General features: G+C 64.0%; 9 protein-coding genes. 4 read left to right on the top strand and 5 right to left on the bottom strand.

Features of this window, described 5'->3' with window-relative positions; genetic code table 11:
* Positions 1 to 118 precede the first annotated feature (118 nt).
* The 3 genes from thrS (at position 119) to FXB38_RS07215 (ending at position 4174) form a co-directional block, all read left to right on the top strand.
* Positions 119 to 2185: a threonine--tRNA ligase gene (thrS, locus tag FXB38_RS07225; RefSeq protein WP_187434718.1), complete on the top strand. Its 2067-nt coding sequence runs from the start codon at positions 119 to 121 to the stop codon at positions 2183 to 2185.
* A 93-nt stretch (positions 2186 to 2278) separates the two neighbouring features.
* Complete coding sequence (locus FXB38_RS07220; protein ID WP_148750146.1) at positions 2279 to 2842, top strand: nitroreductase family protein; 564 nt, start codon at positions 2279 to 2281, stop codon at positions 2840 to 2842.
* 63 nt (positions 2843 to 2905) lie between these two features.
* Positions 2906 to 4174: a serine hydrolase domain-containing protein gene (locus tag FXB38_RS07215; protein ID WP_148750145.1), complete on the top strand. Its 1269-nt coding sequence runs from the start codon at positions 2906 to 2908 to the stop codon at positions 4172 to 4174.
* Here the strand turns inward: FXB38_RS07215 and FXB38_RS07210 are convergent.
* The 3 genes from FXB38_RS07210 to FXB38_RS07195 all read right to left on the bottom strand — a co-directional run bounded on the left by FXB38_RS07210 (position 4160) and on the right by FXB38_RS07195 (position 9370).
* Positions 4160 to 6622: a putative bifunctional diguanylate cyclase/phosphodiesterase gene (locus FXB38_RS07210; protein ID WP_148750143.1), complete on the bottom strand. Its 2463-nt coding sequence runs from the start codon at positions 6620 to 6622 to the stop codon at positions 4160 to 4162. The two genes, FXB38_RS07215 and FXB38_RS07210, sit on opposite strands and share 15 nt — an antisense overlap.
* A gap of 1115 nt (positions 6623 to 7737) precedes the next feature.
* Positions 7738 to 8016, bottom strand: coding sequence for a hypothetical protein (locus FXB38_RS07200; protein WP_430640161.1), 279 nt, complete (start codon positions 8014 to 8016; stop codon positions 7738 to 7740).
* A gap of 280 nt (positions 8017 to 8296) precedes the next feature.
* Positions 8297 to 9370 (bottom strand): hypothetical protein, encoded by a 1074-nt coding sequence (locus FXB38_RS07195; protein WP_148750141.1) that lies wholly within the window; start codon positions 9368 to 9370, stop codon positions 8297 to 8299.
* A gap of 234 nt (positions 9371 to 9604) precedes the next feature.
* On the opposite strand from FXB38_RS07195, the gene FXB38_RS07190 reads away from it, so the two are divergent.
* Positions 9605 to 10633, top strand: coding sequence for a patatin-like phospholipase family protein (locus tag FXB38_RS07190; protein ID WP_148750139.1), 1029 nt, complete (start codon positions 9605 to 9607; stop codon positions 10631 to 10633).
* Positions 10634 to 10652: 19 nt separating this feature from the next.
* Here the strand turns inward: FXB38_RS07190 and FXB38_RS07185 are convergent, their stop codons facing one another.
* Together FXB38_RS07185 and FXB38_RS07180 are read right to left on the bottom strand one after the other, a co-directional pair.
* The gene (locus FXB38_RS07185; protein ID WP_148750137.1) at positions 10653 to 11081 is read right to left on the bottom strand and encodes a CBS domain-containing protein; all 429 of its coding nucleotides are present in this window, start codon (positions 11079 to 11081) and stop codon (positions 10653 to 10655) included.
* 188 nt (positions 11082 to 11269) lie between these two features.
* Positions 11270 to 12076, bottom strand: coding sequence for a rhomboid family intramembrane serine protease (locus tag FXB38_RS07180; protein ID WP_148750136.1), 807 nt, complete (start codon positions 12074 to 12076; stop codon positions 11270 to 11272).
* Between the last annotated feature and the right edge of the window lie 357 nt (positions 12077 to 12433).

The raw sequence follows: 12433 nt of genomic DNA, 5'->3' as shown, positions 1-12433 counted from the left end.
CGGCTTTTGCGCGCCACTTTCTTGGAATTGCCGGATTGCACAGGCCGAATCGCCTGATATATCGCTCGTTCCCGCTTACCTGCGCTCGTTCGCAGGAGTGAGCCTCAGGAGAAAAGCAATGACTGACCAGCCCAAGGACCCCAAGTCCGAACAACCCAAGTCCGAATCCGGCTTCCAGTACAGCCTCAGCAATCTGAGACCCGTGACCCCGCCGGAAAAAATCACCCTCACCTTCCCCGATGGCGCCCGGCGCGAATACGCCAAGAGCACGACCGGCATGGAGATCGCCAAGGGCATCTCGCCGTCGCTGGCCAAGCGCACGGTGGCGATGGCGCTCGACGGCGAGCTCGCCGACCTCAACGATCCGATCGACGCCGATGCGAAGATCGAACTCGTCAACCGCGATGATCCGCGCGCGCTCGAGCTGATCCGCCACGACTGCGCGCATGTGCTGGCGGAGGCCGTGCAGTCGCTGTGGCCCGGCACTCAGGTCACCATCGGCCCGGTGATCGAGAACGGTTTCTATTACGACTTCTTCCGCAACGAGCCGTTCACGCCGGAAGATTTTGCCGCGATCGAAAAAAAGATGCGCGAGATCATCGCGCGCGACAAGCCTTTCACCAAAGAGGTCTGGGATCGCGAAAAAACAAAACAGGTGTTTCGCGACAAGGGCGAGACCTTCAAGGTCGAGCTGGTCGATGCCATTCCCGGAACCGAGCCGATCAAGATCTATTACCAGGGCGACTGGTTCGATCTCTGCCGCGGCCCGCACATGACCTCGACCGGCAAGGTCGGCAACGCCTTCAAGCTGATGAAGGTGGCCGGCGCCTATTGGCGCGGCGATTCCAACAACCCGATGCTGACCCGTATTTACGGCACAGCCTTCGCCAAGCAGGAGGACCTCGACGCTTACCTCAAGCAGATCGAGGAAGCCGAGAAGCGCGATCATCGCAAGCTCGGCCGCGAGCTCGACCTCTTCCATTTCCAGGAGGAAGGTCCGGGCGTCGTGTTCTGGCACCCGAAGGGCTGGACCATCTTCCAGCAGCTGATCGCCTATATGCGGCGACGCCTGACCGGCGACTACAACGAGGTCAACGCGCCGCAGATCCTCGACAAGTCGTTGTGGGAGACCTCCGGCCATTGGGGCTGGTATCGCGAGAACATGTTCGCGGCGCAATCGGCCGGCGACGAGGCCGAGGACAAGCGCTGGTTTGCGCTCAAGCCGATGAACTGCCCAGGTCACGTCCAGATCTTCAAGCATGGGCTGAAAAGCTACCGCGACCTGCCCTTGCGCCTCGCCGAGTTCGGCGTGGTGCATCGCTACGAGCCGTCCGGCGCCATGCACGGCCTGATGCGCGTGCGCGGCTTTACCCAGGATGATGCGCACGTCTTCTGCACCGAGAACCAGCTCGCCGAAGAGTGCCTGAAGATCAACGATCTGATCCTGTCGACCTATGCCGATTTCGGCTTTACCGGCGAACTCACGGTGAAGCTCTCCACGCGACCGGAGAAACGCGTCGGCACCGATGCGATGTGGGATCACGCCGAGCGCGTGATGGCCACCGTGCTGCGCGAGATCCAGGCGCAGAACAATCACATCAAGACCGAGATCAATCCCGGCGAAGGCGCCTTCTACGGGCCGAAGTTCGAGTACGTGCTGCGCGACGCCATCGGCCGCGACTGGCAATGCGGCACCACGCAGGTCGACTTCAACCTGCCGGAACGATTCGGCGCGTTCTACATCGACCATGACGGCGGCAAGAAACCGCCTGTCATGGTGCACCGCGCGATCTGCGGCTCGATGGAGCGCTATATCGGCATCCTGATCGAGCACTATGCCGGCAACTTCCCGCTCTGGCTCTCGCCGGTGCAGGCGGTGGTCACGACCATCACCTCGGAAGGCGACGAGTACGCCAAGCAGGTGCTGGAGCAGGCGCGGCGCGCAGGGCTTCGGGTCGAGATCGACCTGCGCAACGAGAAGATCAACTACAAGGTCCGCGAGCATTCGCTTGCCAAGATTCCGGCGCTGCTCGTGGTCGGCAAGAAAGAGGCCGAAACGCATTCGGTCTCGGTCCGCCGGCTCGGCAGCGACGGGCAGAAGGTGATGACGACCGCGGAGGCAATCGCCGCCCTGGTCGACGAGGCGACCCCGCCGGATGTCCGGCGGATGCGCGAGCCGGCCTGATCCCTGAAATCGATCTAAACTCGCTTTCGGTTGCGGGCGTGCGTTCCTATGTGAGGATTGCACGCCCGACGACCAGCCGATGAGGTAATTGCAGTGCCCGACGCCATCGAACTCCTCAAGACCCGCCGCTCGGTCAAGCCGCGCGAGATGACCGGACCAGGCCCCTCGCCGGGCGAGCTCGATACCATTTTGACCATCGGCGCACGGGTGCCCGATCATGGCAAGCTCGCGCCCTGGCGCTTCATCATTTTCGAAGGCGATGCCCGCCAGCGCGCCGGCGAGGTGATCGCCAAGGTCTTTGCGCGGAAGAATCCCGGCGCCCCCACAGCCGACATCGAGACCGAGCGCAAGCGCCTCACGGATGCGCCGCTGGTGATCGGCATCGTCAGCTTCACCAAGCCGCATCCGAAAGTGCCGGCGTGGGAGCAGGAACTGTCGGCAGGCGCCAGCGTCATGAACATCGTCACGGCCGCGACCGCGCTCGGCTACGGCGCCTGCTGGCTGACCGGCTGGTTCTCCTTTGATCGCGATGTGCTGGACGGCCTTGGCCTCAAGGCGGACGAAAAGCTCGCCGGCCTCGTCCACATCGGCACGCCAACCAAGCCGAGCGAGGATCGTCCGCGACCGGTCCTTTCCGAGATCGTGACGCGTTTTTAATCGAAGTCTTGTTGACGCATCGGACGTCTTGCGGCTTTGTTCCCGGCGGGGGAGGAAGCCCGGATGAAGCGTCGTGAATTTCTGGTCGGGGCCGCGATGCTGGCCGGCACGATGGCCCGGAGCCGCGCCAGCGGCGTCCCCGCCCCCTCCACAGACGGGCTGCGACGCATCACGGCGTTCTTCGAAAACGAGGTGACCACCGGCCGATTGCCGGGAGCGATCGTCCTGATCCAGCAGCACGGCAAGCCGGTCTATTTCAAGATGTTCGGCGTGCGCGATGTCAGGACGCGGCTGTCCATGACGCCGGACACGATCTTCGCCATCCATTCCATGACCAAGCCGATCACCAGCGTGCTTGCAATGATGCTGATCGACGAGGGCAAGCTCGCGCTCACCGATCCCGTGTCGAAATACATCCCCCTGTTCGCGGGCACGAAGGTGGGACTCGAGGTCACCAAGCCCGACGGCTCGCTGGCGCTCGACCTGGTGCCGCCGATCCACCCGGTGACGATCCGGGACCTGATGCGGCACACCTCGGGCATCAGCTACGATTATATCGGCGGCAAATGGGTCGAGCTCGCCTACAAGGCGGCGAACATCTTCGAGGGCCCCTTCAACAACAGGGAATTCGCCGAGCGCATCGCAAAACTGCCGCTGGCGCGCCAGCCGGGAACGCTGTGGCGCTACGGTCATTCCACCGACGTGCTCGGCAGCGTCATCGAAATCATCACCAGGCAGACCCTGTACGACGCCCTGAAGCAGCGCATCTTCGATCCGCTCGGCATGACCAGCACCAAATTCGTGCTGACGACGCCTGACGAGCTCGAACACATGGCGCGGCCGTTGCCGACCGACCAGATCCTGCTCGATGCCGAGCGCGAGCGTCTCGACCATCCGGAATGGCAATCCGGCGGCGGCGGTCTGCTTTCGACCGTCACCGACTATCAGCGCTTCTCGCAAATGCTGCTCAACGGCGGCGAGTTCGATGGCAAGCGCTATCTCAGCCCGGCCGCCTTCAAGGACATGACCACCGACCAGATAGGCCCAGGCTCCGGCGTCGGCCGCGACTATTTCTATTTCCCTGGTGACGGCTTTGGTTATGGCTATGGTCTCGCTGTGCGCACCGATCCCGGCAACGCAAAGCCGCCGCCGCCGGGATCGATCGGTGAATTGAAATGGGACAGCGGCAGCGGCACCTATTTCGGCGTCGATCCCAAGCTCGACATGGTCTACGTGCTGATGCAGCAGACCCAGAACGAGCGCGGCCGCATCACGCCGGCGTTCAAGGCGCTGGTCTACGACTGCTACCCCGAAGAGCTACGCCGCCCGTGATGCGTGCTGGCCGAAATCAGCCAGCAGCTTTCCGATCTCAGCCGCCGGCCGCGCCGCGCTGAACAGAAAGCCCTGTACCTCGTTGCAGCCTTCGGCCCGCAACCAGTCCAGCTGATCCTTGGTTTCGACGCCCTCCGCGGTCGTGGTGATGTTGAGGCTGCGCCCAAGCCCGGAGATCGCGCGCACGATCGCGACGCAGTCGGGACGTTGCGCCAGATCCTTCACGAAGGAGCGGTCGATCTTGATCTTGTCGAACGGGAAGCTGCGGAGATAGCTGAGGCTGGAATAGCCGGTGCCGAAATCATCCATGGAGATGCTGACACCGAGCTCGCGCAATTGATGCAGCGTGGCGAGATTGGCGTCGGTCTCGGCGAGGAAGATCGACTCGGTGATCTCCAGCTCGAGCCGTTTCGGCGACAGGCCGGATTGCGCCAGCGCCGAGATCACCACCTGAACCAGGTTGCGGCTGCGGAATTGCGCCGGCGACAGATTGACCGCGACCTTGACCTCAACAGGCCACTTCATCGCTTCGGCACAGGCCTCGCGCAGCACCCACTCGCCGAGCTGGGTGATTAGGCCGATGTCCTCCGCGACCGGAATGAACTCCGCCGGCGAGATCATTCCCTTATCGGGATGATGCCAGCGCAGCAGCGACTCGAATCCGGAGATGCGGTCAGAGGCGATCGAGACCAGCGGCTGGTAGTGCAGCTCGAACTCGCCATTGGCAAACGCGCGGCGCAGATCGAGCTCCATGTCGCGGCGCTTCTGCGCCTGGAGATCCATCTCGCGCTCGAAGAAATGGTGCACGCCGCCACCGTCGGACTTCGCCCGATACAGCGCCATGTCGGCGTTGCGCATCAACTCCTCCGACGTTACGCCGTCGCCCGGCGACAGTGCGATGCCGATGCTGGCGCCGATCACCATCTCCTGGCCGTCGATGTCGTAGGGCGCCTTCAGCATGTCGATCAGCAAGGTCGCACAGGCGCTGGCTTCGTTCGGCGAAACGTCCGCCGCAAGGATCACGGCGAACTCGTCACCGCCAAGCCTTGCTGCGAGATTGGCGCCGCGGACCGCATTGGTCAGGCGTTCGGCTACCTCCTTGAGCAGGCGGTCGCCCGCCGGATGCCCGAAGGAATCGTTGATGTTCTTGAACAGGTCGAGGTCGATATAGAGCACGCCGACGCGCTTGCCGACGGCCTGGTCGAGCGCCTGCTTCAGGCGCTCCTGAAAATATTCGCGGTTCGGGAGATCGGTGAGCCCGTCATGATGGGCCATGTGCGCGATCCGCGCCTCGGCCTTGCGCCGTTCGGTGATGTCGACGACCGCGACCAGATAGCCGTCGCGATCGTCGAAGGCGACGCGGCGGCCGAAGGTCAGCACCTCGATCTCGCTGCCATCGGCGCGCAGATGCCGCCAGTTGCGCGAGGAATGATAGGTGTCGCCGATGCGCTCGAGCGCCTCGGCGTGGCTGTCCCATTCGTCCTCGGGCCAGATCTCGTGCAGCTTCATGCGCAGGAACGCGGCGCGGCTGTAGCCGTAATGCTGGACCGCGGCGTCGTTGACGCCAAGGAACTGCTTGGTGTCGGCGTCGAACACCCACATCGGCATCGGGTTGTTGTCGAACAGAAGCCGGAACGAGGCGTCGCGGCGCTTCAGCGCAGTGACATCCGAGATCGTCAGCGAGACCACGTCGGCGAAGGCGGTGGCGCTGAGCCGGAGATAACGGCCCTCGTGCTCGATCTCGAGCTGCTCGCCGCGGCCGCCGGAGACGGCCTTGAGCAGAAACGTCATGATCTCCGCCGAGGCCAGCAGCGTGCTGCCCTCACCGATCCGCCGCCACAGCAGACTTCCGCTTGCGACCTTCAGCAGCAGCCCGGCGCTCTTGTTGTGGTGTACGACCTGCAGATCGAACGGCGCGCCGTCGGCGTCGCGCAGGGTCGCCAGCGACACCACCGCATCATCGGTCGACGAGAAGATCGCGTCGAGCAGATTGTATTGCGCGCCGCGTTCGTTGACATAGGCGCCGACCAGCGTCGCGCCCCAGCGCGAGGCCGTCGGCAATGCCAGCACATCGTAGGTCCGGACCATGCCGTCGCGCACGCAATGGGCGCTGGCCTGGTGCGGCTGTCCGTTCCTGAGCGCGCTTGCCACCGCCTCCGACAGCGCGGTGGCGCAATCCGGCGACAGCTCAGCGAGCGGAATGTCCCAGCGCTCCTCGCCGAGCCATTTCTGCACGTAACGACCGCTGCGCGACAGCTCGAGCACATCGTCGCCCTTGAGCAGTGCGATGTGGTCGGCGAGCCGTCCGAGGCTGCCCAGCATCACGTCCTCATAGCGCGGCAGCCGGTCGCCCGGCTTCAACGCGGCACGCCATTTGCGCTGAAGCACCGGGATGTCATCGAACATTTCGGTTGTCGCTTTGCCCGGCATCTTCTTCGCGGCACTCATTGCAGTCCCCAACGCACTTTCACGCCGCATCCAATGCAACCCCGCTTAATGGCTTGTAAAAAGCGCGCGGATGCGGGTTCCATTCGGCGATTATGACTGTTTTAAGTCGGGCGATGGTTAGCGTGGGTTAGAGACTATGACGGTCATTTAAAACGCGATGTGTCGCTACGTCGTCATTGCGAGCGCAGCGAAGCAATCCAGAAATGTATCTGCGGCAAGACTCTGGATTGCTTCGCTGCGCTCGCAATGACGGAGGGTGGAGTAGCGGCATCCACGTCTCTCGTGTCCCGGACGCGCTGCAGCGTTCTTACGCTGCTGCGCAGAGCCGGGACCCAGCAGGCCGCGTACTCGCTGATGCATGGGCCCCGGCTCTGCAGCGCACCGCTGAAGGAGCGCTGCGCAGCGTCCGAGGCACGAGACCTTTGCTCGACGTTAGACACACCTTCGCAGCCTCGCGGTTCAATTCGCCCGAGCTTTGCTTCGTCGCCTTGCCCTCAATTGAAAGAGGGCGCAGGGAAGACCGGGTGCCGGCTGGCACCCACGGTCCACTGTGCGAAGATTGCGCTATAAAAATCTGCACAGCGGCATACAGGTGAAGCCAGGACATCCGGCCTTCCCTGCGCAGTGGCTTTACGGCTTATGTCGTGCTCTCCCCGGGGAGCGATGCACTATTGCCCCCGTCGCCTTGCGGATGATCGATACGCATGTCCGGTTGGACACAACGCATCACCGCAAGCCTTGGCGCACAGGCTCCGGGCGCCAGGACCACACGATTTTGCCGTACGCGGATCACACCGGTCGTGTGCGCGATGGTTTTGCTCACGGTTGCCCGCCCTGCAAAACCCTTCGCGCCGACGTGACCCACGTCCACCGCCATCCGGCCCGCGTTCGTGACGATCGCGATACGCCCCTCTTCCTTGGGCCGGATTGCGCGACACATACGCCGTTTCCGAATTTCGGTAAAGTGGAATATTTTTGACCGTGCGGATTGACCGAGGGTTTGGGTGTTTTGCCCGTCGGGCAACGCAAGGGATTGTCGGCGGACTACCCTGCCAATCGCTCGATCACCGGATCCGGCGATGCGCGCAGCCGCGCCAAACGCCTGCCGAGCGCCGCTAATCCTCGCTCGCAGCCGCAGAACGGTTATGCAAATAAGCCTGCGACAACAGGAAGAACAGCGCGCGCTCGCCATAATATTTGGCGGACGGCCGCGTGCGCTCGAAGCCGTCGGCGAATATCTTGCCGGACTGGTCGCAGACCTGCCACCGCCAACCGAACCGCTTGCGCCTGGTGAGGATCACTTCGAACATGCCGACGCGCTTGGTCCCCTGCTCCTTGCCGGTGCTGGCATACAAGCCTGCCCCGGCCTCCCCCTTTTGACGGATAGCCGACATATAACCCAGCAGGATGGAAAGCGAATGAAATTGATTATCGGAAATACGTATCTTGCACCGTTATGACGAAGTCGCACCGAGCCCGGAATAACCCGATGCCGCCGGTGTTTTCTTAACCCTCCGCGGCGGAGCTTGGGTACGCTTGCAGCGATACACAGGACGGAAATGCCCGGTAAGCGGACGCTCACCGGGCGACCAGCGCCTGATTGGCTTTGCGTGCGCTCGATGAGAAGCGCGGTACGATGTTGCGGAAAATCGCTAAGCGGGGCGAGGCGAAAGATCAGCGCGCGACGACTTCGACTTCGCCGTCGACGCCGTTCACGACGTTAAAACCGCGCTCGTAGACCTTGCCTTCGTTCTTGGCGATGGCGCGGTATTCGCCTTCGGAGAGCACGACGCGGGGGAAGGCGCCGATCGATTCCTTGATGACGTCGCCGCCGGGCGTCAGCACCGACCAGGCGGTATTGGCGAGCGCCTCGCCGCCCTTGTCGCTGACGAGCTTGAGCGTGATCACGGCGGCGCGGTGGGTGATGGTAACGTCGGTGAGCTTGCCGGCCTGGACGCGGATGTCCGAGCGCACCACCGAGTTGGCGTCGCCGTAATTGGAGATGATGTAGTAGGTGCCTTCCGGCAGCAGCACGACGTCGCCGGCGGCGACGTTCGGCACCAGCGAGGCGCGCTCGCCGGATTCGAACTGGCTGCCCTTGTAGATCGCGAACGAGATCTGGTTCAGCGGAATCCGGCTGGTGCCGACGCGACCCTCGATGCGGAGGCCGCCGGCTGGCAGCACGAAGGATTCGCGATCGGTCTCGGCCTTCAGGCTGACCGTACGCACCGCGCTGACGAGGCCGAAGGCGACGTGCACGACGTAATTGCCCGGCGGCAGCACGATGTTGGGCGTCGGGTTGCGATCCTCGCGGATCAGCTTGAAAGTGCCGTTCTCGTCGGGCCGGTCGGCAAACACCCGCCACACCAGGCCACTGGTGATCGCTGGCGTGTCCTTGCCGTATTTGGCACTCAGCGACAGCACAGCCTGCCCGGGCGCGGCCGCATTGAGCGGGGCTGCCGGCGGCACGGTCGTCACCGCGGGCGGCGGCATGCTCGGCGTATTCGGCTGCGTCAGGGTCGGCGGCAGGCTCGGGGGGCCGGCGCCTAGACCGGAGGGCGGCGCCAGGCTGACGGCGCCGCCGGGATCGGGCACCGAAGCCGGGGGCACCGGCGGCGGCCGGTCCGAGAAAAGCTGGGCCTGCGCGGCATTCTGCCCGAGGAAACCGAGGCACGCAGCAAGAAGAAGCGCCGGCAGCAGCCTGCCGCCGCGCCGCCATCCGATGATGCCGTCACCCCCGAGAGTCATGTCTCCTGCTTTTCACCGAAAACGCGGCAAATTCAAGCCTCTGAAATCCCATGAAATACAGGTTCTTTGGAACCTGGCTGACGCCTGCGTGATTAGATCAATGGCAATCGGCCTCCGCCACACTCCTGCCCCCAGCGTCCCTAACGCTATAAACCAAGCTTTGCCCTCTTTCTGGCGGAGCGGAAGCGCGGCGCCTACTCTGGAGTGAGGACGGCCCGGAATAGGAGAGTTTCGGTGCTGGACATCTTGAGAGGTCGGAGCGTGAACGGAGCAAATGGCGAGAAGGTCGGCCTCGGCAGCATTCGCAAGCCGGTCATCGGCCTCGCACTCGGAGGCGGCGCGGCGCGCGGCTTTGCCCATATCGGTATCATAAGGACGCTGCTGGCCAACGGCATCGTGCCCGATGTCGTGGTCGGCACCTCGATCGGCGCCGCGGTCGGCGGCGCTTACGCGGCCGGCCGGCTCGACGCTTTGGAAGACTGGGCGCGCAGCCTGCAGGGCGTGCGCAACATTCTCGGCTATCTCGACATCCGCCTCGACGGCTCGGGCCTGATCGGCGGCCAGAAGCTCGCAAGCCGGCTGGCGGACGCGGTCGGCCAGACCATGATCGAGGACCTCCCGATGAAGTATGCCTCGGTCGCGACCGAGGTCCGCACCGGCCACGAGATCTGGCTGACGCGCGGGCGCCTGGTCGAGGCGATGCGCGCGTCCTATGCGCTGCCCGGCATCTTCTCGCCCGTGATGATCGGCGACCGCTGGCTGGTCGACGGCGCGCTGGTGAATCCGGTGCCGGTTTCGGCTGCACGGGCGCTCGGTGCCGAAATCGTCATCGCGGTCAATCTGTCCACCGACATCTTCACGCATTCGACGACGATCTATCAGCACGGCGCGATGCCCGCGCCGGTTGCTCCAGTCACTGAGGAAATTCCGGCCAAGCGGCGCTTTCCGCGCATCTTCTCGCCGGAGAGAACCGTCAAGCGCGAGTTTTTCGGCAGTGCCGGTCGTCCCGGCATCTCCTCGGTGATGGTGGATGCCTTCAACATCATGCAGGACCGCATCACCCGCGCGCGGCTCGCCGGCGATCCGCCGGACCTGCTGATCACGCCTCGGGTCGGCCAGTACGGCTGGTTCGATTTCCATCGTGCCGAGGAGCTGATCGCGCACGGCACCCGCGCCGCCGAACGCGCGCTGGAGTCGATCCAGGAGACGATCGACGTGCTGGCGCCGGCGCCCGAAGGTACCGCGCCCAAGGCGGCGGAGTAAGCCCGGCGAGTAAGGCGGCTCAGGCCGTCTTGATGTAGTCGCGCAGGGCTTCCTGCTCGGACTCGTATTCCTCGACCCGGCGCTTGACGATGTCGCCGATCGAGATCAGCCCGACCACCTTGTTGTTGTCCAGCACCGGGAGGTGGCGGAACTTGCCGGTGGTCATCATCTCCATGAGCTCGGCGACCGTGTCGGTCTCCTTGCACGCGACGACCTTGCGGGTCATGACCTGGCTCACCGGCTCTTCCAGCACGCCCGCACCGCGCTCACCGAGCACGCGCACGATGTCGCGCTCCGACAGGATGCCCTCGAGCCGACTCTGGTTCATCACCAGCACCGCACCGATCTTTTTCTCGGCGAGCAGCTTGACCGCGGCAGCCAGTTTTGCGTCGGGCTCGACGCTCACGATCTGGTGGCCCTTGGTATTGAGAATAGTACGTACCGTCATTGTCGCCTCCCTGAATCGGATCCGTCCGCTTGGTGCGGTCCGGACTTGTTCGTGAGTCTTCGACTAACAGTTTCAGCGCCGGCTTCACGTTCAGGCGCTTCGCGAAGCATCGCCTCTACGGGCTTGTCGCTTCGGAACATTCTTCCCGGGAATGATGGATGAATTCGGGCCGCGCCGCAAGCGCCGCTTCAAATACCGCTTGAAATGTCCTGTGACGACGCATCCGCAGCATCATCTTTTCGCACGCGCGGCACGGGATCGAACAGCGCGAACAGCAACAGCCCCGCGAGGAAGCCGCCGATATGCGCCTCCCAGGCGACGCCCGCGCTGTCGCTTTCGACGCCAATGGCGCCGACGCCGAAGACGATGTTGAGGGCGAACCACACGCCCAGGAAGCCGACGATGCGCCGGTCCCGCAGGGCCTGCAACAACGGCAGCGCCGGAACCTTTGCGGCGCTATCGGCATCCGAACGGCTGAACGACAGGAAGCTGCCCCGCACGAAGGCGAACCGGATCGCGGCCGCCATCGCGCCCGACACCGAGGCCGAGGCGCCGATCATCGGCACCACCGCGTGCTCATGGGTGACGAGATGGGCGAGCGCACCGGCGGCGGCCGTCACCGCCAGGAACACAAAGAAGCGCACCGCGCCGAAGCGCCGCGCCAGCGCGCTGCCGAACGGCAGCAGCCACAGCACGTTGAAGGCGAGATGGGTGAGATTGGCGTGCAGCAGCGAATAGGTGAAGAAGGTCCAGACCTTGGCACCCGCGCCGCCCTCGAATTGCAAATTGACCAGCGAGGAATCGTAGCGCTTCGGGATGAAGCCGAAGACGTCGATGGTCCAGTTCTCCAGCTCCGGCGGCAACAGCACCCGCAGATGGATAGCCGCCAGCAGGACGACATAGGCCGTCAGCGCCAGTGGCAGCGTCAGGATCGGCTCGCGCGGGGCCTCTTCGACGACGACCGGTTGGTCTGACGGTGGTGACGGGGAATCCAAGGCGGTTTCGCTTTCAGGCGCGATCGAAGCAACAGGCTTGGAGATAGTCGCCTTTACCGGGCTTGCGCAAGTGCACAAAAGGAAAAGGGAGAGCCCTGGGAAAGCCCTCCCCATCCGTGTCGATCTTGCCGGCCCCTAAAGCGCGTCACCGCACTTTAGGTTGTTGTTTGGGCATGATCTTGCCGGAATACCGCTACGCACTTTTCCGGATCATGCCGCAGAGGAACAAGGAGTATCCCCACCCCTCCCCGCGGCCAGTGACCAAACTGCTTGACGCCCGTGTACAGACCTCGCCGAGAACCTGGAAGAAAGCGACGAGGCTTGCGACCGCGATCACCTTAGTGTCTGTCCGAGAAC

The sequence above is a fragment of the Bradyrhizobium cytisi genome (assembly GCF_008123515.1).
Taxonomy (GTDB): domain Bacteria; phylum Pseudomonadota; class Alphaproteobacteria; order Rhizobiales; family Xanthobacteraceae; genus Bradyrhizobium; species Bradyrhizobium cytisi.
The sequence above is the reverse complement of the archived record's forward strand: the minus strand, read 5'-3'. Positions and strand labels throughout refer to the sequence as shown.